Annotated in this window: 18 protein-coding genes and 1 tRNA gene; 14 read left to right on the top strand and 5 right to left on the bottom strand. The window is 44.3% G+C overall.

What is annotated here, in order from left to right; translation table 11 throughout:
- Positions 1–11: 11 nt before the first annotated feature.
- The 6 genes from mglC (at position 12) to V1500_RS06545 (ending at position 7,780) form a co-directional block, all read left to right on the top strand.
- Positions 12–1,040 (top strand): galactose/methyl galactoside ABC transporter permease MglC, encoded by a 1,029-nt coding sequence (gene mglC / locus V1500_RS06520; protein WP_409304771.1) that lies wholly within the window; start codon positions 12–14, stop codon positions 1,038–1,040.
- 747 nt (positions 1,041–1,787) lie between these two features.
- Positions 1,788–2,507: a DUF969 domain-containing protein gene (locus V1500_RS06525; protein WP_409304772.1), complete on the top strand. Its 720-nt coding sequence runs from the start codon at positions 1,788–1,790 to the stop codon at positions 2,505–2,507.
- Complete coding sequence (locus V1500_RS06530; RefSeq protein ID WP_409304773.1) at positions 2,507–3,469, top strand: DUF979 domain-containing protein; 963 nt, start codon at positions 2,507–2,509, stop codon at positions 3,467–3,469. The genes V1500_RS06525 and V1500_RS06530 overlap by 1 nt, the downstream gene beginning before the upstream one ends.
- 32 nt (positions 3,470–3,501) lie before the next feature.
- The gene (gene pcp, locus V1500_RS06535) at positions 3,502–4,149 is read left to right on the top strand and encodes a pyroglutamyl-peptidase I (RefSeq protein ID WP_409304774.1); all 648 of its coding nucleotides are present in this window, start codon (positions 3,502–3,504) and stop codon (positions 4,147–4,149) included.
- Between the two features lie 308 nt (positions 4,150–4,457).
- The gene (locus tag V1500_RS06540) at positions 4,458–5,693 is read left to right on the top strand and encodes a benzoate/H(+) symporter BenE family transporter (RefSeq protein WP_409304775.1); all 1,236 of its coding nucleotides are present in this window, start codon (positions 4,458–4,460) and stop codon (positions 5,691–5,693) included.
- A gap of 248 nt (positions 5,694–5,941) precedes the next feature.
- Positions 5,942–7,780, top strand: a complete 1,839-nt coding sequence (locus tag V1500_RS06545) for a M6 family metalloprotease domain-containing protein (RefSeq protein ID WP_409304776.1) — start codon at positions 5,942–5,944, stop codon at positions 7,778–7,780.
- Between the two features lie 93 nt (positions 7,781–7,873).
- On the opposite strand, the gene V1500_RS06550 is transcribed toward V1500_RS06545, so the two are convergent.
- The 4 genes from V1500_RS06550 to V1500_RS06565 all read right to left on the bottom strand — a co-directional run bounded on the left by V1500_RS06550 (position 7,874) and on the right by V1500_RS06565 (position 11,648).
- A tRNA-Pro gene (locus V1500_RS06550) sits at positions 7,874–7,947 on the bottom strand.
- Positions 7,948–8,187: 240 nt separating this feature from the next.
- Positions 8,188–9,627 carry an aldehyde dehydrogenase family protein gene (locus V1500_RS06555; RefSeq protein WP_409305933.1) on the bottom strand — a complete coding sequence of 480 codons (1,440 nt, stop codon included), beginning with the start codon at positions 9,625–9,627 and terminating at the stop codon, positions 8,188–8,190.
- Positions 9,628–9,903: 276 nt separating this feature from the next.
- Entirely contained in the window at positions 9,904–10,839 is a 936-nt protein-coding gene (locus V1500_RS06560; RefSeq protein WP_409304777.1) for an amidohydrolase family protein, read from the bottom strand.
- A 32-nt stretch (positions 10,840–10,871) separates the two neighbouring features.
- Positions 10,872–11,648 (bottom strand): IclR family transcriptional regulator, encoded by a 777-nt coding sequence (locus V1500_RS06565; protein ID WP_409304778.1) that lies wholly within the window; start codon positions 11,646–11,648, stop codon positions 10,872–10,874.
- Between the two features lie 389 nt (positions 11,649–12,037).
- On the opposite strand from V1500_RS06565, the gene V1500_RS06570 reads away from it, so the two are divergent.
- The 3 genes from V1500_RS06570 (at position 12,038) to V1500_RS06580 (ending at position 16,195) form a co-directional block, all read left to right on the top strand.
- A complete protein-coding gene (locus tag V1500_RS06570; RefSeq protein ID WP_409304779.1) occupies positions 12,038–13,798 on the top strand; it encodes a CocE/NonD family hydrolase in 1,761 nt (586 codons plus the stop codon).
- Between the two features lie 65 nt (positions 13,799–13,863).
- Positions 13,864–14,904, top strand: coding sequence for a catechol 2,3-dioxygenase (locus tag V1500_RS06575; protein WP_409304780.1), 1,041 nt, complete (start codon positions 13,864–13,866; stop codon positions 14,902–14,904).
- A 31-nt stretch (positions 14,905–14,935) separates the two neighbouring features.
- Positions 14,936–16,195, top strand: coding sequence for an MFS transporter (locus V1500_RS06580; protein WP_409304781.1), 1,260 nt, complete (start codon positions 14,936–14,938; stop codon positions 16,193–16,195).
- A gap of 80 nt (positions 16,196–16,275) precedes the next feature.
- Here the strand turns inward: V1500_RS06580 and V1500_RS06585 are convergent, their stop codons facing one another.
- Positions 16,276–17,193, bottom strand: a complete 918-nt coding sequence (locus V1500_RS06585) for a LysR family transcriptional regulator (RefSeq protein WP_409304782.1) — start codon at positions 17,191–17,193, stop codon at positions 16,276–16,278.
- A gap of 221 nt (positions 17,194–17,414) precedes the next feature.
- Between V1500_RS06585 and V1500_RS06590 the strand changes: the two genes are divergently transcribed.
- The 5 genes from V1500_RS06590 (at position 17,415) to dmpG (ending at position 22,593) form a co-directional block, all read left to right on the top strand.
- Positions 17,415–18,047, top strand: a complete 633-nt coding sequence (locus tag V1500_RS06590; RefSeq protein ID WP_409304783.1) for an isochorismatase family protein — start codon at positions 17,415–17,417, stop codon at positions 18,045–18,047.
- A gap of 337 nt (positions 18,048–18,384) precedes the next feature.
- Positions 18,385–19,848, top strand: coding sequence for an aldehyde dehydrogenase (locus tag V1500_RS06595; protein ID WP_409304784.1), 1,464 nt, complete (start codon positions 18,385–18,387; stop codon positions 19,846–19,848).
- Between the two features lie 14 nt (positions 19,849–19,862).
- Positions 19,863–20,639: a 2-keto-4-pentenoate hydratase gene (locus V1500_RS06600; protein ID WP_409304785.1), complete on the top strand. Its 777-nt coding sequence runs from the start codon at positions 19,863–19,865 to the stop codon at positions 20,637–20,639.
- Between the two features lie 24 nt (positions 20,640–20,663).
- Positions 20,664–21,548: an acetaldehyde dehydrogenase (acetylating) gene (locus V1500_RS06605; RefSeq protein WP_409304786.1), complete on the top strand. Its 885-nt coding sequence runs from the start codon at positions 20,664–20,666 to the stop codon at positions 21,546–21,548.
- 16 nt (positions 21,549–21,564) lie between these two features.
- Positions 21,565–22,593 carry a 4-hydroxy-2-oxovalerate aldolase gene (gene dmpG / locus V1500_RS06610; protein ID WP_409304787.1) on the top strand — a complete coding sequence of 343 codons (1,029 nt, stop codon included), beginning with the start codon at positions 21,565–21,567 and terminating at the stop codon, positions 22,591–22,593.
- The last annotated feature ends 7 nt before the right edge of the window (positions 22,594–22,600 follow it).

Raw genomic sequence — 22,600 nt, forward strand, 5'->3', positions numbered from 1 at the left:
AGGGAATTAGGATGAATAATGACGCATCGGAAAGGAAAGGGTTCTTTAACACACAATGGCTGGTTGATAATGTCATTTATGTGGTATTGATTTTGCTTGTTGTGGGGATTGTCATTGCATCTCCAGACTTTTTATCGATCACGAACTTATTGAATATTCTAAGCCAATCGTCCTCAAGGATTATCATCGCTTTAGGAGTGGCGGGCATTTTAATAACAGCAGGGACTGACCTGTCAGCCGGACGCATGGTTGGCCTTGCAGCAGTAGTATCGGCATCGCTTCTTCAGGCATCCGATTATGCTTACCGGATGTATCCTGATCTGCCTCAACTTCCATTATTTGTTCCGATTCTCATTGCGATGGTCATAACAGGATTTCTTGGAGGGATAAATGGGTTTGTCGTCGCAAAATTCCATGTACCGCCGTTTATTGCAACCTTGGGGTCGATGATTGCCATTTATGGACTTACCTCAATCTATTTTGACCGGCCTCCATTTGGAGCTCAGCCAATTGGCGGATTCCGTCAAAGCTTTACAACGTTTGCACAGCGAGGCATTCCGATCGGACAGTATGAAATCCCTTACCTGGTGATTTACGCCATCATCGTATCAGTTATCATCTGGGTCATTTGGAATAAAACCCAGCTAGGAAAAAATATGTATGCAATTGGCGGTAATCCTGAGGCTGCCAAGGTTTCAGGGGTCAATGTAGCCAAGAATCTGATTATTATCTACATTATAGCAGGGGTTCTGTATGGGTTCTCAGGTGTGCTTGAGGCCGGCCGGGTCGGCAGTGCCACCAATAATACAGGGAATATGTACGAGCTCGATGCCATTGCAGCATGTGTGGTCGGCGGTGTGTCCTTGACAGGCGGCATAGGGACTGTTCCAGGTGTTATAACGGGCGTACTTATATTCCAAATCATCAACTATGGCCTGGCTTTCCTCGGGGTAAGCCCGTACATCCAATTCATTGTAAAAGGACTAATCATCATTGTCGCAGTTGCATTCGATATGAGGAAGCATGCCCGGAAAAAATAACAGCTATTAAAATGTTTAACCCTGGGCCTTAGTTTTAGTCAGCAATAATCAGCAGAATAATATTTTGGCCATCGCGAAGTAACAGCCTTGAAGTTTAATAGATTAATAGGTAAAAAAAAGCATCCTAACGTAAAGACGGCTCTATCTCTTTGAAGTGCCGCCTTCGGGCTTGGGGTGCTTTTTTTATATTTTTGAGGTTCCCACCCTTTCTTTAAATCAGCGATATAGCCCTTTAGAAGATTTATAGATGGGTAGTCCCCTAACACGTTGTCTCCATTTAACTTCTACATTGTCTGTTTCAAAGAAATAACCGAAATTACCTTTGTAAGCAGGATGACAGAAACTCAGATGCTGCATTCTCTTGGGGGAGGTCAAGTTTTGGACAGTAAAGAACTGCCCATATTGATATCTTTATAGATATCAATTGTGTTAATCAGGGAATGAATACTAATAGTTCAAGTAGTTTCCTGTAAATCCTCCCTTTTATGTGAGTGGGTATCTTGCCAGAAAGGGATTATTTTTTGTGAATTGTATTATGAAATGCACTTTTTACAGAAATTTGGGAGGTTAGCTGGAAAACCTTTGACATTGTATTTTTATACATAATGTTTTAAAGTAAATTCAAATACCTGAATTTATAAAATTCTTATACTATTTAGAATTATCCCTAAGTAAATCCGTTTTTGCGGCCAACGGGATAAGCGGTATTGGGAGAAATTGCATGATTATTCACAGGAGGGAAACAGATTGATTAAGCTTATTGGAATTATTGTCGTAGCGCTGGGCTTTGCTTTCCGCTTCAACACATTACTGGTTGTGATGGTAGCCGGGATTGTGACAGGCATGGTCTCAGGCATGTCATTTAATGAGGTATTGTCATTATTCGGTCAATTTTTTATCGATAATAGATATATGTCATTGCCGATCATTTTAACTCTGCCTGTAATTGGGATTCTGGAGAGATACGGGCTAAAGGAAAGAGCGGAGACATTAATCAAGAAGGCAAAAAATGCAACAACAGGACGTGTCTTGCTTACATATTTAGCGATCCGCGAAGGATTTGCTGCAATCGGGCTGAATATAGGCGGCCACCCGCAAACTGTACGTCCACTGGTTGCGCCAATGGCAGAAGGGGCTGCTGCGGCTCAGTATGGAAGGCTGTCTGAGAAGACCCGAAATGATATCAAAGCTCATGCAGCAGCGGCGGAAAACACAGGCTGGTTTTTCGGGGAAGACATCTTCATCGCAACGGGAGCCATTCTTTTGATGAAAGGATTCTTCGATTCGGTTGGCCTGCATGTAGGAGTTTGGGATATGGCATTATGGGGAATTCCCACTGCCTTATCTGCGTTCTTCATCAGCTGGTTTAGATTTAACAGGCTGGATAGAAGGATTGCAAGGGAAGCACGTGTGACCGGCACTGGTGCTTATAACAGAACTGAAGGAAAGATTAAGGAGGTCCAATAATGAATATCATCACGCTAAATACCATCTACTATCTTCTTGGCATTATTGTGGCCTTCGTTGCGATTCGCATAGCACTGGATAAGAATCATCCGCATCGGATGGGGTCCAGCCTGTTTTGGGGGATATTTGCTTTCACATTCCTATTTGGCAAGCAAATTCCTCCCCTTTATGTAGGATATCTTGTATTACTTATGGTAGTGGTTGCTTCGATGGGAAAAGTAACGAAATCAAATGAGGCAGAGAGCAAAGTGGAGGAAAGGGCTGGACATGCTGAACGCTTGAAGAATAAGATTTTTATGCCAGCCATCTTGATTCCGATTTTGACCATTGCCGGAACACTTACCCTGGGGAAAATCAAGTTTGGCTCTGTACACCTGGTTGACCCCGAACAAGTTACCCTTATAGCTCTTGGTGTAGCCACAATTTTGGCATTTGCCGCTGCCTTGGGGATTACTCGTGCTAAAGCAACGGTTCCTGTTAATGAAGGAAGCCGTCTTTTGCAGGCGGTTGGCTGGGCTGTCATCCTGCCGCAGATGCTCGCAGCCTTGGGCGGCATTTTCTCTAAATCAGGTGTAGGTGATGTGGTATCAGGCATCGTTGGCGATTTACTGCCAACACAATTCGCATTTGTTGCCGTCGCCGCTTATTGTTTAGGAATGATGCTGTTTACGATGGTCATGGGGAATGCATTTGCTGCTTTTGCAGTTATTACTGGTGGAATCGGGCTTCCTCTTATTGTTCAAATGCACGGGGGGGATCCTGCCATAATGGCAGCACTCGGCATGTTTGCCGGTTATTGTGGAACACTTATGACCCCGATGGCTGCGAACTTTAACATCGTACCGGCTATGCTTTTGGAGTTAAAAGACAAGAATGCAGTGATTAAAGCGCAAATTCCGATTGCAATTCCATTATTTATTGTTAACATGTTACTTATGTACTTCCTTGTTTACCGTTTTTAACCAAAAGTTGGTCATTTATAGGAGGGATTAGGATGGGAAATATTTTATTGACAGGTTTTGATCCGTTTGGCGGGGAAAAGACCAATCCGGCACTTGAAGCTGTGATGAAACTGGATAGGAAAAAGTTCGGCGATTATACAATCGTTTCGAAAAAGGTGCCCACTGTATTTGATGAAGCCATTAAATCACTGGAAGAGTTTGTGGGAGAAGTGAATCCGCAGCTCGTGATTTGTGTAGGACAAGCAGGAGGACGTCCGGATATGACGGTTGAGCGTGTTGCAATCAATGTAAATGATGCCCGCATTCCTGACAACATTGGCCAGCAGCCGATCGATACGCCAATCGTTGAAGGTGGACCGGTCGGATATTGGTCTACATTGCCTATTAAGGCCGTTGTTAAAAATATGAGGGAGAACGGCGTTCCCGCTTCTGTTTCTCAAACAGCCGGAACGTTTGTGTGCAACAATATTTTCTACGGACTCATGCACTTGCTGAATCAAGCCGGTAACCAAATCAAGGGTGGCTTTATCCATATACCATTCCTGCCGGAACAAGCTGCCCATCATCCGGGACAGCCAAGCATGTCATTGGAAACAATCGTAAAAGGTCTTGAATTGGCAGTGGAATCTGCTCTAACAAACTCAGAAGATATCGTTGAAGTAGGGGGACAAACCCACTGATCTGCTTCGAGAGTTCTGGAAGTATAATGGTGCAAAAAACACGATTTTAATAGTTTCAAAATAGGCAGCCATCAAACTGGATGGCTGCCTATTTTCTCAATCATTTCATACTGAATTTTAGCTTTTCCCTGCAGTGTTAAATCATAATAGGGAGTCGCGGACTCTGCAGTGCATCAAGGCAACTAAGAGGGTACAACTCCTGAACAACTTAGATTTATTTATGAGGATTCAGAAAATGACACCTTGACAGATGTCCTTTCCTGTCGTAATTAATAGAATATCGTGAATGAGATTGTAGGAGTGGTCGCATGGGGCTGATTGATAAGTTTATGACAGGGGAAAATAGCTCTATTGAACCGGGAAATATGAAAAGTGCTCCTTTTTGGAAGGAGCTAAATGGCCATAATGTTTCTTCTGGTCTAATTTCCAGCACGCTTCTTATGACCGGTCCTGCACTGATCATCCTGGAAGCTTCAGCAGCCGGAGGTTTTACGGATCAGCAAACGATTAATTGGATCTTTGCCGTGCATTTTTTCGGGGGGCTTTTCAGCATCGTGATGCCATTGATGCTTAGGATTCCTATCACCGGAGGTCACTCTATCACTGGAGCAGCTTTTTTAGCAACAATGACAGCGCATTTTACATACCCTCAGCTTATTGGCGGCTATGTACTATCCGGCCTGCTGATTTTTCTGGTGGGCATGTCGGGTTTGTTTACAAAAATTATTAAATGGATTCCGAGAGAAGTGATTGCGGCGATGCTTGCAGGGCTTGTGACTACTTATGTTGTCAGGCTGGTTTCTTCTATAAATGAATTGCCGCTGATTGGAGGAGCAGCCCTGATTAGCTTTTTGATTACTACAAAATTCATCAACCGGCTGCCGCCAGTCATGATGGCAATAGCAGCAGGTTTCATCACTTTGATTGCTACACAGGGACTGGATATGGAAGCCCGTAACATTCCTTTTTCCATGCCGTCCCTGCAGATGCCTGAGTTTACCTGGCAGGGGATGCTTACACTTGCATTGCCGCTAGCCATGCTGATATTGAGCAATGATGCGGCCCCGGGCATAGGGGCGTTGGAAAGCTCGGACTTTAACCCTCCCATTCGTAAAATTGTCTCCTTAAGTGGAATTTTTTCCATCATTACTGCTTTTTTTGGCGGGCAGTGCGCCAATATTGCAGGCATGATGACCGCAATCTGTTCAGGTCCGGATTCTGGCCCGAAAAGAAAGCGTTATATGGCAGCAGCTGTTTCAGGAGTCGTCGTTTTATTGTTTGGCATCTTTGCGTGGAAAGTCGTACCGTTTATTCAATCCTTGCCAAAGCCCTTTGTTTCGATGCTGGCAGGATTTGCGCTGATAGGAGTATTGCTGTCAAACCTCCAGCTGGGTTTCAGCGGGGGAAAATATCGATTAAGTGCGTTGGCCGCTTTTATAATACCGCTCTCAAATGTCTCTTTCTTGCATATAAGTGCTCCTGTCTGGGCTCTATTAACCGGTGCGGTCATAGCACATCTATTCGAACGCTCTCCGGATATGTAAAAAGTATGCTGGAATAAAAACATAGTATAAAGTGATTTTTGACAGCTCCTGAAGGAGTTGTCTTCTTTATTATATAAATATTTTTTAGAAACAGTTAAGTCTAAATACCCAGTCATTCAGTCGAATTGCTGTGCAATAAAGGGGTCTATCGATTTATATTAAATATGCAGGGAAGGTGCTAATATTATATTTCAGACTATTCAAATATATCGAAAAAATACACTGGTCAAATAGAGGAGTTGGAGAGCGTGCTGAAGGTATTATCAAAATCTGCCCTGGCTATAGCTTTGGCTGGAAGCATCGGGTTGGCAGGAACAACTGCAAGTGGCACCGTTACGGCTAAAGCAAAGGACAATAATCAGCTTAGTCTCGCACATTATGTAGAGGCGTCACCTGAATTGGCGGAAAAATCTAAAGAGCTTGGCAAGAATCTTGCAAAATCAGATCCTGCTGAAAAAATAGCGAAGGGCACTAAATTCCAGGAGCCGGGAAATAACCGTGTTACGCCAAAGCCGGCAACAGGGGACGTTCCTGTATTGGTCATCCTTGCAAAATTCAAGGAAGGCGATGAACCGGTTGGGGATCCAAATGGGCAGGTTCCTGCGAAGTACTTTAACGATTTAATTTTTGGAAATGAATACAATCCATATGAACTGGATGAATTCAAGCAATATGCTGAATATAACGGTGTAAAAGCACCAACAGACAGCACCATGCAGAATATTTATAAAGAATCCAGTTATGGAAAAGCCAAATTAGTCAAAAAAGACAATACGGATTTGCTTTGGGTGGAGCTGCCTAAAGGAGCCTCGTATTATTTGGATCAGGAAGGCAAATATGCTGAAAACGGCAAGTATGTATATGGAAATGTTAACGGGGATGCCCACTTGGGTGAACTTGTAACAGACCTATTTAAAGCCGCAGACGGTATTGTCGATTTCTCAAAATATGCTGTAAATGGCCAGGTAGACAATGTATTTATCGTTCATGAAGGAACAGGCGCTGAATTCAGCAGTGATCCTGCCCAAATCTGGTCACATAAATGGAATGCGCTAAGCGCTTTATATTATGGAAAGTATTATGAAACAGGGAAGGCTTCTGCCGATTTGAATGAGGATGGGCAGGAAACAGATGAAGAATGGGATACCTGGTACAACCAATTCCTTACAGACCACACATTTGATGGGGTATTAGTGAATAATTATAATATCCAGCCGGAAATCGGCGGTAATGTTGCCGGATTTAATTTGGCCACAGGCGGATATGATGAAGCATCCAAATCAGGTCCTTACCCTGGCCAGGCTGGCGTTTTTGCACATGAATTCGGACATGCTTTAGGATTGCCGGATTTCTATGACACTGCCTATACATCAACAGGTGCTGGTAACTATACAATGATGGCAGGCGGTTCGTGGATGCGTTACCCGGATGCCGGCCAATATTCAGGAAATTCACCAACCCACTTTGATCCTTACTCAAAAATGTTTCTTGGATGGGCGAATCCAATTAATGTAACGCCAGCGGACGGAGTAAAAACCATCACTCTTCCAGCAGCGAATAAGTCGGCTGCGAACAATGGGATTGTGAAAATGGACGTGCCCGGTTCAAATGGAACAGAGTATTTCCTTTTTGAAAATGTTCAGCAGCAAGGATTTAACAAAGGCCTCATTCGCCAGGGCAAGGATGCACACGGCTTAGTAGCATGGCATGTAGATGAAAATGTATTGAAAAAATTCCGTACACCAAATAATGTAGAAAACTGGATGAACAAGCGGTTTCAATCTAATCAATCCGAGACATTGGCAGACGGGACTGTGATCACTCACTATGGCTTATCTGTTGTCCAGGCAGATGGCAGCTATGATTTAGAACATAATGTCAACCGTGGTGATGCAGCTGATTTCTTTAAAACTGGCAGCAAGCTTACACCAGTTACCAGCAATGTCCATACTGGCTCTTATTATTTCTGGAAAGGGTATAGTTCTACACCAGCTGATTCTGGAATTCATGTAACGGACATTAAAGAAAATCCTGATGGATCATTAACGGCGAAATTCTTCTATAACTTTAGTACATCAACAAAGTAATACATGATAAGATTGGCGGCACTCTATCCGGTGCTGCCTTTTATTTTTGCATTAAGAAAGCATGAGGGTCGCCTCATGCCTTTTACGACTATATCGGGATGACAGGATTTGAACCTGCGACCTCATGCACCCCATGCATGCACGCTACCAAGCTACGCCACATCCCGTTTCCTATATTTTACTTGCCAAACCCCAAAATTATGAATTAGGTTTTGCATTTTTATAGTCTTGTTGTGCGGCTTGTCAATGTCTTGAGTCCGGTAGGTCTTAATCTCTTAATCGTACAAAACGTAACATTCGGCTTCACATTGATTCGCCTGTTACCAGATTCATTTATAACATTCTCAATGAAAAATAAAGTGCAGGGCTTGCTCAAAAATATGTCTGCAAGCCCTGGCTGTCTATTATTAGAAAGGATATTGACGGTCTTTTGTTTGGATGGAAACCCATTTGGTTATGGTAAATTCTTCGACAACCCATGGGTTCCCAAATCTGCCGAGACCGCTGGCTTTGTTTCCTCCAAAAGGTATATTCGGTGCATCGTTGACAGTCTGGTCATTGACGTGGGTCATGCCGCTGTCAATTTGAAGGGCTAGCGCTTCGCCCTGTTTTAGGTCATTTGTAAAGATGGCAGAGCTCAGTCCGTAATCAGTATCATTGGCAAGCGAGATTGCTTCTTCATCCGTTTCGGCTTTTATGATTGTTGCAATAGGTGCAAACAGCTCAGTCTGAGCGAGCTTGCTGCCATTGGCTACATCGGTAAATACAAATGGAGTCAGGACATTTCCAACCCGTTTTCCCTCCAGGGCCACAGTAGCACCTTCAGCCTTTGCCTGTTCGATATAAGCAAGCGCCTTTTGAAGCTGAGTTTCGTTGACCAATGGACCAATAACAGTATCTGGATTGCCAGGGTCTCCATATGGCAGGGATTTAGCTCTTTCAATAAATCTTTCAACAAACTGATTGTATTTATCCTTATGGACAATGATTCGATTGATTATCATGCAAATTTGGCCCTGGTGAATAAATTTGCCGAAGATTGCTGCATTGACTGCCTGTTCAACGTCCGCGTCTGATAACACAACAAACGGGCTGTTGCCGCCAAGCTCTAATGCCACTCTTTTTAAATGCTGTCCCGCAATTCCGCCAATATGACGGCCTACTGCAGAGGAGCCGGTAAAGCTGATCAATTTCGAATGTCTGTTAGTCAGCATGTCATCCCCGATTTCCTCAATATCCGTCAATACTACATTGAGCACGCCTTTTGGCAGGCCTGCATGTTCAAACGCTTTGGCAATGATGGATCCGCCTGAGAGCCCAACCTGAATATCAGGCTTATGCACCACGCTATTTCCTAATGCAATGGCCGGGGCAATGGTGCGCATGGATAGGTTCAGAGGAAAATTAAACGGTGAAATAGATGCGATGACTCCGAGCGGCAAACGATGAATATGGTTCAATTTATCTCCGCCACCCGGTACTTCTCTCACTTTATAAATTTCATCTGCATATTTGATGGATTCCTCCAGGAATTCCAAAGCAAGATGCAGTTCCACATTAGATTTTAATACTGTACCACCCGTTTCACGCACCAAAATACTCACGATTTCTTCGCGGTTTTCTTTTAAATAATCTGCAGCTTTATGTAGGACTTCTCTTCTAGCTTCCACAGTGGAAGTTGCCCATTCACGCTGGGCTTCCTTTGCAATCTCAAACGCTTCATGAAGCTGTTCCCTTGTAGCTAGACGTACAGAGGTGATCACTGAACGATCATAAGGATTTAAAATCTCATATTCTCTTTCACTATTGCCTTCAGTCCAATTGCCTCCGATAAAACTCTTATTCATTTCCTCGAATTTAGAAGCAGAGTTCTTTTCCAATTCCTGATAACCTTGCAATATAGGTCCCCTCCCTGATTGGTATTTCAAAGCCTTTGATGTTAACGCTTTCAAAACGGTCGGTAAAAAACAATTTCGGAGCAGATACCTTGTTGTATTTCTGACTTTTATCCTAGTTTAGTTTACATTATATCAGGACATTTACTGATGTATATCGTGATGTTGCTATATATGCAACAAGATAAGAAATCCTGAAAAAATTTGCACAAAACACAACGATAATCCTTAATCGAGAAGAGAAGCAGCGCCCATTGCATGTTCGCCTGAAGGAGGCCATGCACAAAGGTCAAAAGGGAAGTCAGAGCCCGGGACGATCCTTTCGGTACCAGCAGACTTAATAAGCAAATCGAGGCTGTCAGGATTCCATAAAACAGTGTCATACCAGAAACGCTTTATGTATTCTGATGGGGGAGCGGTTAATTGGGCAGATACTTGATGCCATTGCTGATATCCCTTGTCCAGCCTGCCTAGCTGGTATGGAAGGAAGCCCCCGCCATGTGCGAACAGGATTTTTACATTGGGATATTTATCTATTAACCCGCTTAGTACAAGATCAGCAGCACAAATGGTTGTCTCCCATGGTACACCGATTAAATTCGGCAGCATCCTTCTTTTAAGCCGTGGATCTTCAGATAGCAATGGGTGAATAAATAAAATCGCTTTTAATGCATTCGCTTCTTCAAGAAGTGGAGTGAAAAAGTCATCAGATAGCATTTGAGTGGAAATACCAGGACCAATGATTGCCCCTTTAAGCCCGTTATTCATGATCCGCTTCAATTCCAGGGCTGCTTTTTCGGGGGCATTAAGTGGTATGGTGCCCAGGGCAGATATATTCTTTGGGGTTGCCTTTGACCATCCAGCAAGGGAGTCGTTATATACACCTGAAATTTCAGCTGTAATTTCTGCAGGGAAATCATACATAAACAGCTGGGGTACTGGTGAAATAACGGAATGCTTAATTTCAGCATGCTTCTGTTCCGCTAAAAATAGATCCTTATTAATAAATGTATTCTTTAGTTCGAATCCCCATTTGCCATTCACCACTAAAAAATCACCTTTTTTGGCATCCTGCTTGACCCATTCAGCATGGACGAGGTCTTTATTCTCCTTAAGCCAAGTTAAAACTTCTTGTGGAATAAAATGTGTATGGAAATCGTACATTCACGTTCCTCCTAATGCTTCTGTATGTTTGCTTATTTTCTAAATCCCATCCTCGAGGAAATTTCTGAGCCTGCACTAACGACCTTTTTCACAATGCTCTGGATTTTATGATGCTGGATTCTTTGCTTGGGGCCGGCGACGGAAATAGCGGCGATTATTTTTCCTCTATAGTCAAACACAGGAGCCGCTATGGTATGTACGCCTTCGAAAAACTCCTCAAAGCTCAGGGCATAGCCATCTTCTCTGATCTTCTTCAAATGTGTGCGTAATTTCCTGGGGTCTGTGATGGTATTTTTCGTGTAGCTTTGGAGTCCTCTATCAATAACGGCCTGGACAACGCTGTCATCAGAGTATGCAAGCATTACTTTGCCTGAACTGGTACAGTATGGGGGATTTCTTTTTCCTACATAGGTAAGGAATCTTACGGGATGGTTACATTCCACCTTCTGCAAATAGATGACCTCCAGGTTGTCCAAGACTGAAACGTGGGCCGTTTCACCGATCTGTTCCACCAAACTGGTGAGCACCGGCTGGGACTCCTGGTATACATCCATATTGCTGTTTACGATTCCGCTTAACGAAAGGAGGGACAACCCAAGACGATACTTCTTGCTTTCCGGATCCTTAAACACAAATCCTTCGCTCGCTAACGTGGCCATGGTTCTGCTTACTGTGCTTTTATTCAGCCCCAACGCTGTGGAAAGATCGCTGATTTTTTTTTCGGGTTCGTCCATAGTAAAGCTTTTCAAAATTCGGAGTGCATTTTTTACTGAAGACAGGTGGTTTTCCTCTTCTTTTCTGACTTCCAAAGCTCGTTTTCCTCCTTAGGTTTCAAAATAAGAAACAAAGATGTACAACGTTGCTGTATAAGGGAGAATATATCAAAAACAAAATTATTTGAAAAGACAAATTTAAAATATTTCGAATTTTATAAAATTTTGTAGTGAACTGTCAGAAGATTCATGGAGTCAGACACCCAGACAATTGTGGCACAATTGGAAAGATGAGTTCAGTAATCACTAAAACTGATTACTGTAATAAAAATACGATATTTCAAATTATAAAGAATATTGAGTATCATTTTTGTAAATTAATACAACATTTTATCACCCAGGAGTCGAAAGGAGGCTGGCTCCCAAGAGAAAAAAATTTGTAGCTGGTGGGATTATAATAAACAAGGGATGGCAGGTGAATAACAATGCTGCAGCAAAAGGACAAAGTAATGCATCAGGCAGTACAGGATCATATGCGCATTTTATGGCAGGTTCCGATTCCAATGAGTGATGGTACCATATTGAGGGCTGATGTTTTCCTGCCAGTTGAAGCAGGAGCTTATCCGACCGTTATGACATATGGGCCGTATGGCAAAGGGCAAGCCTTTCAGGAGGCATATGCTGGCCAATGGAACCGGATGGTTGAGGACTTCCCGGAAATTATGGAAGGAACAACTAATAAATACCAATGCTGGGAGGTAGCGGATCCAGAACGCTGGACACCTCATGGCTATGCAGTAGTTCGTATAGATTCACGCGGGGCAGGATGGTCTGAGGGAGTGCAGAAGCTATGGTCCAGGCAGGAAATCGAGGACTTCTACGAGTGTATTGAATGGGCCGCCAAGGAACCATGGAGTGACGGGAACATTGGACTATTAGGGATTTCTTATTATGCAGCCAACCAATGGCTTGTGGCCGCGATGCAGCCGCCGCATCTTAAGGCGATGATTCCCTGGGAGGGAACTTCGGATTGGTATCGGGAGTTTTACTACCATGGGGGCATAAGATGCACTTTTCTTGATAGCTGGCTTCCGAAGCAATTGCCAATGCAGTATGGTGTCGGCAGCAGGGCAAGGAAAAATCCGATCACAGGAGAGTCAGTTTCGGGCCCTGTTACTTTGTCAGAGGAGGAATTGCTGCAAAACCGGGTAGACATAGCAGCGGAGGTCAAATCTCATCCACTAGATGACGAGTATTATCAGGATATAACTGTAGACTGGTCTAAGGTTAAGGTTCCGTTTCTCTCTGCTGCAAATTGGGGCGGGCAGGGGCTGCATCTGCGTGGAAATATTGAAGGTTATCTTCAAGCTTCGTCAGAACATAAATGGCTGGAGGTACATGGGCTGGAACACTGGACTCATTTTTACACACCATATGGAGTCGATTTACAAAGGAGATTCTTCGATCATTTCCTTAAGGGTGAAAAAAATGGCTGGGAAAACGAGCCAAAGGTACGCCTCCAAATCCGGCATCCCGGAAATCAATTTGTCGAGCGAACAGAGAAGGCATGGCCTATACCGGGCACGCAATGGACACGGTATTATCTGGATGCGGGCAATAACTGTTTAGACATCAATCCATTAAAAAAACAAGCTAGGTCTATCTACGATCCTCAAAATGAAAGCGCTATCTTTTTTACTCCTGCTATGGAAAAAGATACGGAAATTACTGGCCCGCTGGCAGCAAAACTATTTATCAGCTCTGATACAACCGATGCAGATTTATTTTTGACACTCCAGCTTATCTCTCCAGATGGGGAAGAAGTAGTTTTCCGCGGGGCAATGGATGCTCATACACCGGTAGCTCAAGGGTGGCTGCGCGCTTCGCACAGAAAGCTCGATACCGATAAGAGCCTTCCTTATAGGCCTTACCACAGTCATACGGTCACGGAGCCTCTTACACCAGGAGAGATATATGAAGTGGAAGTCGAAATATGGCCGACATCCATTGTAGTGCCAGCAGGCTATCGTCTGGCTCTATCAGTTGGAGGCAAAGATTATGAGTATGGCGGTGAAATCGATGAAGAGTCGAGAAAGTTTCACCGGTATCCGTCGAAGGGATGCGGTCCGTTCTTACATAAAGATCCTTCGGACCGGCCGGAAAATGTCTTTGGTGGAAATGTGACGATTCATACCGGGGGAGGGAGAGATTCATATCTGTTACTGCCTGTAATTCCGGAAAAGTAATTTGGGGAAGCTTAAAACAACTGGCCAATAATTAGGATTAAAACAATTCCATGGAGGTGGAAGAAATGTCAGTCAATCAAAAACCTGCGTTTATATTCAAATCAGCGTCAGAAGTAGAGTTGGTTCATAATATTCAGGAACCTGTATTTGATATTGCCCAGCTCGCCCACGTTGAACTATTGAGCCCAAAGCCGGAAGAAACGGTGCGTTTTTTCACGGACATACTGGGAATGGAGGTTAGCAGCCGCGAGGGCCAATCCATCTATTTAAGAGCATATGAGGATACGTACCACCATTCATTAAAGGTTACTGAATCCCGTGAAGCGGGTCTTGGACATGCCAGCTGGCGCGCTACTTCACCAAATGCCCTGCTGCGCCGGGTCGAAGCCATCAAAGCAAGCGGCTTGGGAAAAGGCTGGATTGAGGGCGACTTGGGCCATGGTGCGGCATACCAATTTGCAACGCCTGATGGACATAGGATGGAGCTGCTTTGGGATATAGAATATTTTCAGGCTTCTGAAGAGCAAAAGACAAATTTGCTGAACCGTCCGCAAAAACGGCCGGGGCGCGGTGTTCCAGTTCGAAGGCTGGACCATATAAACCTGATGGCTGCGGATACCGTGAAAAATACAAGCTTTTTTACGGATGCATTGGGTTTCCGGCTTACCGAGCAAATCGTTGACCCAAGCGGCAAAGTCTTGGGAAGCTGGCTTAGTGTCTCGAATCTAGTGCATGAAACAGCATTCATGGGTGATCCTACTGGATCCAGCGGTAGATTCCATCATGTCTGCTATTGGTATGGCGTCCCTCAGAATCTATTTGATGTAGCAGAATTGTGCAAAGAGAATGATATATTCATTGAATTGGGGCCAAGAAAACATTCCATAAGCCAGGCTCTTTGCTTATATGTTTATGAACCGGGTGGAAACCGGGTGGAGTTATTTGGGGATGCAGGTTATTTAATCTTTGATCCAGCCTGGCAGCCTGTTATTTGGAACAATGTGAACGATGTATCGGAGAGAGGTATTGGAGCTGGTTTCGCGGAATCATATTGGAATTATGGAACACCTGCTCCTGCTAAAGTTAGTGAGCCTGTGAAGGTATAGAAAAAAATAAAAAAAGAAGGTGAAATGCAGTATGAACGACCTTAACAAGAAATCTTTTTTCCGATATGAGAATGGGATCGTCCTAATGATGTTTTTTACGTTTGGCTTTGTGTTCATGGAACGTTTAAGTATCGTGTTCTTATTTCCCTTTATTGCCCCAGATATGGGATTATCCAATACAGATTTAGGATTGATTGTATCAGTGCTTGCGATTACATGGGCATTATCGGGCTGGATATTCAGCTCAATTTCCGACTTAATCGGATCAAAGAGGAAAGTCCTTTTGCCTGCAACGCTGCTGTTCTCGATTTGTTCTTTTCTATCCGGGATTGCGACCAGCTTTTGGAGCATGATTCTAGTTCGCGGAGCCATGGGTCTCGCTGAAGGTCCTGTCCAGCCGATTGCTCAGTCTGCTATCCTTGCCGAGTCAACTCCAAAACGCCGCGGATTCAACTCAGGTTTCATGCAAAGCTCCGTGGGGCTGATTGGTTCTACGCTTACACCGATCATTGTGACAGCAGTCGCTGTTCATTATTCCTGGCATGGGGCATTTTATCTTGTGGGTATTCCTGGCCTGATCATGTTTATTATTCTGGCCAAATATATGAGGGAGCCTAAAAAGGTTTCAGATGTTGCTGCGGAACCGAAAAAGATAACCAGGAAGGAATATGCTGAAGTTTATAAAAATCGGAATACTTTATTATGTACCATTATTTCTGCAGTGTTTATGACATGGCTGTTCGTTTTTACAACATTTGCACCGGTTTATTTGACTTCAAAAGGATATACGCCTGGAGAAATGGGATTAATCATGGCAGCAATCGGATTTGGTTCATTTGTTTGGGGATTCGGCGGACCGGCCATTTCAGACAAGTTTGGGAGAAAGCCTACCCTAATCATATTTAGCTTGGTAGCAAGCCTGTCACCGGTTGTATTGGCCATGATACATGGTTCTGTTGGAACGATGATGCTCCTTGGTTTCCTCACTGCGGTAGGACAGGCGTGCTTCCCGCTATTTATGGCAATTATCCCAGGAGAATCAATGCCGGCTGGATTGGTAGCCAGCGCAATTTCAGTTACTCAGCTGGTAGGTGAAATTGTGGGTGGCTGTGTGGCACCAGTAGTGGCAGGTATGGCTGCAGACGCCTGGGGACTTGAAGCACCTCTCTGGATTGCGTTTGCGGGGGCATTAATAGGAGGCATAATCGCTTTCGGCCTGTCAGAAACTGCACCAATCAAGCTGAAGCAGAGCGTACAGCGTTTGGAAGCCCATGCCCCGCCGGTAAACTAGGTCACAAAATTCAACAAAAATAGGCACAACCAGGTGAAAAGGCTGCTTGTGCCTATCTTCGTTAAATGCATAAAAGTGTATCAGGTTGGTGTGGGAACGAATTCGTCGGAATGCGGTGTTATGAGGCTGTCAAGTTCTTCGAGAAACAAGGAGATACATGGATTCAGATTTGCTTTCTTCCTGCAGACGACAATATCAATCATCTCTGCGTCTTCAATATCCATAATACGAAGGTTAGGACTTGCGTACATTTGCAGATACCTTGGAAATACAGTGATTCCTATACCTGCATCGACAAACATCAATACAGTTTCAATACGTCTTGTCTGGCTTACTATATTTGGATAAAAACCATGCCTGCGGCAAAGCATCAGAGTATGGTCGTGCCATTGCGGGGATTCCTGCCTGTCCCGGAGCACAAATGGTTCCATTGCCAAATCTGCCATGTGCACCGATTCATTCTTTGCCAGCGGATGATCCTTATGCATGAAGACACAGCAGTCCTCTGAAAAGAGAGTCCTGTATTCCAGTCCGCCAATATTTTCAAGGCCATGCGAAATTGTGAACATTATATCTAAATCATTGTCTTTAATCTCTTCGTTAAGCTGGCGTAAGTTGAAATGGTTCAGTTCTATTTCAATATTCGGATATTTATGATTGAAATGCCGGATCAACTCTGGCAAAAAGGCCCTAACCGGAGCAGCTAGAAAACCTATTTTTAACCGTCCTATGAATCCTGCTTCAGCCTTGCGCGCTTTTTCAATCGCTTCTTCCGCTTTATTTACGATTTCTACCGCTGCCTGCAAGAAGACGCTGCCTGCTTTGGTCAGTTGGACGGACCGTTTATTGCGCTGGAAAAGCTTAACGCCTATTTGCTTTTCCAGATACGCAATCTGCTGGCTTACAGCGGATTGAGCCACAAATAAATGCTTTGCCGCTTCGGTAAAATTCAGATGCTCGGCCACTGCCAAGAAATACCGTAATTGATGAAGTTGCATATTGGCCTCCCTCCTGTAGTTTTCAGACAATTTTTAAGTCCTATTATAAATATGGTGTGCTTCTGCTTCAAGGGTAAGTTTCAAAAACTACGATCCACCCATTCTTGCAGTGCCTGGACAAGCCAATATTAATCATGAAAGAGAGAGATGGAAAACTATGATCCATCCATTCTTGCAGTGCTTGGAAAAGCTAATATTAATCATGAAAGAGAGAGATGGATATGACAGAAAACGTGTATGCACCCTGGGAGTTTGATAAAAACAAGGCAGTATTATTGGTGGTCGACATGCAGAATGATTTTGTCAACGAAGGTGCAGTGATGGAAGTGCCCATGGCTAGGGAATTGCTGCCCAATATGAAAAGATTGGTGGAGCATTGCAGGGAAAATGACGTTCCCGTGATTTTTACCCGGCATGTTTTATATGACCATGTAGATATATCGCCCCTTGAAACTGCATATAATCCGCTGTTGAAAAAATCAGGAATGCGAAATGATTCATATGGTGCGGAAATCGTGGAGGATTTGAGGCCGCTTGCACATGAAACGGTGATAACAAAGCATAGGTATGATGCTTTTTATAATACAGCCCTGGATACAGTAATCAACAATATCCGGGGAATGAATCAGGTCGACACCATCATCATTACTGGCACGGTAACCAATGTTTGCTGTGAGTCTACTGCCCGGAGTGCGTTTATGCGTGACTACAAGGTTGCCTTTGTCAGTGATGCCAACGGAGGGCTGGATCAACTGTCGCATGAAGCTACCCTGGCTACCATTTCCAAAGTGTTTGGAAGAGTTTTCACCACTGAAGATCTACTGGAAAAAATATCGAGATACGCTAAAGCTTAGACAAGGGACTGCCCTTGTTTTTTTGGTTTTACAAACAAGTCTTCTTATCCTCCAGAATAGATGAAGTGAAGTTTTGCCTAAATTTCTTGGCCTAAATTAGCCTCCGCCATATTTAAGGAGGTCCTTCGGTCTCCAGGGAATTTCTTGTCAAGCGCGGCCAGGACATCATTGATTCTTACGCCGGGATGAAGAATCATGATTCGGTAAATAAAGAAAACGAAAATATTTTTGGTTTGTTGCACATACAGCAACGATAACGTTGTATGCGTAAAAAGTAAGCGTTACCATAAAATTATGAATTTTATAAATAGTATTACTAGCTTGAGGAGGACTAAAAATGTTAGTAGAAAGCAGAGTACGTGCCATTGATTGCCTGCACTTTATCAACGGGCAATTTGTTGAATCTCAAAACAAAAAAACATTTGAAAACATCAATCCTGCAACAGAGGAAGTGATCGGTACCGTCGCTGAAGGCGGAAAGGAAGAAGTGGATTTTGCAGTAAGGGCTGCAAGGCGTGCACTGAATGGTCCGTGGAAGAACACGACAACGGCCGAACGCTCCAAGATCCTGCGCCGCATTGGTGATTTAATCCTGGAAAGACAGGAAGAGCTTGCCCATTTGGAATCTTTGGATACGGGTAAACCATTCGCGCTGGCAAATAAAATTGATATTCCCCGTGCGGCCTTTAACTTTCATTTTTTCGCAGATTATATAACATCCGTCGGAACAGATGCCTATCAGCAGGACCAGCAGGCACTTCATTATTCTTATCGGCGCCCTGTAGGCGTAGTCGGCATCATCAAGCCCTGGAATCTGCCGCTATTATTATTGACCTGGAAGCTTGCTCCTTGTTTAGGTATGGGAAATACTGCGGTCATCAAGCCAGCTGAATGGACACCGATGACAGCTACAGTGTTAATGGAAATCTGCAAGGAAGCGGGAGTTCCGGACGGAGTAGTAAACCTCGTCCACGGTTTCGGTCCAAATTCAGCTGGCGGTGCAATTTCAGAGCATCCGGATATCGATGCCATATCCTTCATCGGCGAACCGGGGACAGGCAGTGCGATTATGAAAGCAGCTGCCAGCTCGTTAAAAAAACTTTCCTATGAGCTGGGAGGAAAAAATCCAAATATCATCTTTGCCGATTCTGACTTGGATGAAGTAATCGATACTACGATCAAATCCAGCTTTATCAATCAAGGGGAAGTCTGCCTGTGCGGTTCTCGGATTTATGTAGAACGTCCGGCATATGAAGAATTTCTAAACAAATTTGTTGCAAGAGTGAAAGAATTAAAGGTTGGGAATCCAGAAAAGGATGATACGGATGTAGGAGCTCTGGTGAGCAAGGAGCATTATGACCGGGTTAACAGCTATATTGATATAGCCAGGGAAGATGGGGCCGATATTTTGACAGGCGGAAAACGGCCGGAAGGAATGGAGAAAGGATATTATTTGGAACCTACGATAATAACTGGCTTGGACCGTAATTCCCGCTGTGTACGGGAAGAGATTTTTGGTCCTGTTGTGACAGTAACCCCATTTGATATGGAAGAAGAAGTGATCATGCAGGCAAATGATACACACTACGGCCTGAGTGCAACGATCTGGACCAATGATCTAAGGCGAGCTCACCGCGTTGCCCATCAGATTGAAGCAGGAATCATCTGGGTAAACACCTGGTTCCTGCGTGACTTGAGAACACCGTTTGGCGGAATGAAGAACAGCGGAATCGGCAGAACCGGCGGTATGCACAGCATTGATTTTTACTCTGAGCTTTCCAATATAACTATTAAATTATAAGGAGGCAAGTGCCGGTGACTGCCAAAATAGTAGAATATGCAGAATTGCTTGCTGAAGCAGAGAGCAGCGCAATTGCGATAGACCCTTTAACAGCTTTATATCCTGATCTCTCTGTAAATGAAGCATATTCCATCCAGCTGGAAAACATAGCGAAAAAAGTAGAAGAGGGAAATAAAATAGTAGGGAAAAAAATCGGCCTTACTTCTTTGGCCATGCAGAAGCTCCTTGGCGTGAACGAGCCGGACTACGGACATTTGCTGGACAATATGGTCATTGAAAATGGCGGATTGGTTTCCATGGAGCAGGTTCTTCAGCCAAAGGTAGAAGCAGAAATTGCTTTTGTTTTAAAAAAAGAACTAAGAGGACCTAATATAACGGCGCTTGACGTGCTTCAGGCTACTGATTACATCGTGCCAGCACTGGAAATCGTCGACAGCCGGATTAAGGATTGGAAAATCAAGCTGCAGGATACTATTGCAGATAATGCTTCTTCTGCGTTTTATGTATTGGGAGGCAAACCGGCCAAGGTGGAAGATGTCGACCTTGAATTGTTAGGGGTCGCTTTTACAAAGAATGGAGACCTTGTAAATACAGGAGTTGGAGCAGCGGCCCTTGGCAATCCGGCTAATTGTGTTGCATGGCTGGCCAATAGATTATCAGATTTTGATATTTCATTGATGCCTGGCGAGGTTATTTTATCCGGTGCCCTTTCCGCTGCAGCAGAGGCCAAATCTGGCGATGTGTTTACCGCGAGATTTGCGCACCTGGGCCAGGTAAGTGTCCGATTTTAGTATTGGAAAGAAAGGGGAGCAGGCATGACTAAAGTTAAGGTTGCTATATTGGGTTCCGGAAATATTGGTACAGACCTGATGCTGAAGCTGGGTAGGTCAAATCTTCTGGAGCTCACAACAGTTATTGGGATAGATCCTGACTCCGATGGATTAAGAATGGCCAGGGAGCTTGGATATGAAACCATCGATACCGGCATTAAAGGGTTTTTGGAACGTCCGGAGCTTGCTGATATTGTGTTTGATGCGACATCTGCAAAGGCGCATATAAGACATGCGAAATTGCTGCGGGAAGCAGGCAAGCAGGTGCTGGACTTAACACCGGCAGCAGTTGGGCCCTTCGTTGTTCCCCCAGTAAATTTAAAGGAACATTTGGACGCGGACAATATCAACCTAATCACATGCGGCGGCCAGGCGACGATTCCCATCGTACATGCCATCAATCGTGTGCAGCCTGTTGAATATGCTGAAATTGTCGCCACCATATCAAGCAGGAGTGCTGGACCCGGAACAAGGACGAATATCGACGAGTTTACACAGACAACTGCTCGCGGCATCGAAATAATCGGAGGAGCCAGAAAAGGGAAAGCGATTATTATTCTAAATCCGGCAGAACCTCCAATTATCATGAGGGACACGATACATGCACTGGTGGAAGGTCCCGATGTGAAGGAACAAGAGATTGCTGAGTCGGTTAAGGAAATGGAGAAACAGGTGCAAGCCTACGTACCAGGCTATAGACTGAGACAGGAACCAATCTTTGATGGCAACAGAGTAACCGTATTTATTGAAGTGGAGGGGGCAGGAGACTATTTGCCTACCTATTCCGGAAATTTGGATATCATGACAGCAGCCTCTGTAAAAGTTGCTGAAGAATGGGCGAAATATAAGATTACCCAATTAACCGTATAAAGGAGGGTGGAACCAGATGTCGGATAGCAGAGATGTTTTGATTACAGAAGTTGCACTCCGTGACGGCAGCCACGCAGTCAGGCACCAATTCACAGTGAATCAGGTAACTGCGGTTGTGAAAGGATTGGATGAAGCAAATGTCCCTTACATTGAAGTGTCGCACGGAGACGGCCTAGGCGGGTCTTCATTGCAATATGGGTTATCATTAACAAATGAGATGGAATTGATCGAGGCAGCGGCAGCCACAGCAAAAAATGCGAAAATAGCAGTTTTATTGCTTCCAGGTATCGGAACAATGCCAGAATTAAAACAAGCAGCACAACTGGGTGCAAAAATGGCCAGAATTGCGACCCATGTCACGGAAGCAGATGTTGCTCCGCAGCATATTGCGTTGGCGAAGGATCTGGGATTGGAAACGGTAGGGTTTTTAATGATGTCCCATATGGCTGCGACTTCCAAGCTGGTAGAGCAAGCCAAGCTCATGGAAAGCTACGGAGCAGATACTGTATATGTTGTCGATTCGGCTGGTGCACTTCTCCCGCATGAGGTGGCCGAGAGAATCCGGGCATTAAAAGACACCCTCTCCATTAATTTAGGCTTCCACGGCCATAATAATCTTTCACTGGCCATGGCCAACACCCTTGCTGCCATTAAGGAAGGTGCGACAAGAATTGACGGCAGTATACGCTGTCTTGGAGCCGGCGCAGGCAACACCCAAACAGAGGTGCTTGCTGCTGTGCTTGACCGAATGGGAATTAAGACAGGAATTGACCTTTACAAAATGATGGATATTGCAGAGCAGTTAGTGGCTCCAATATTGGAAAAGCCTCAGGAAATTACAAAGGATAGCCTTGTGCTTGGATATGCAGGAGTTTACTCAAGCTTCTTGCTGCATGCCCAGCATGCTGCCCGAAAGTTTGGCATTGATTCACGCGATATCCTGGTCGAATTAGGCAAAAGAAATGTGGTTGGCGGTCAGGAAGATATGATTATAGATGTTGCAGCGGAAATCTCCAAACGAAAAACATTGGTTGGAGAGAGGTAAAAATACA

Origin of the sequence: Peribacillus sedimenti, assembly GCF_046237635.1 — a bacterium.
GTDB classification, from domain to species: domain Bacteria; phylum Bacillota; class Bacilli; order Bacillales; family DSM-1321; genus Peribacillus; species Peribacillus sedimenti.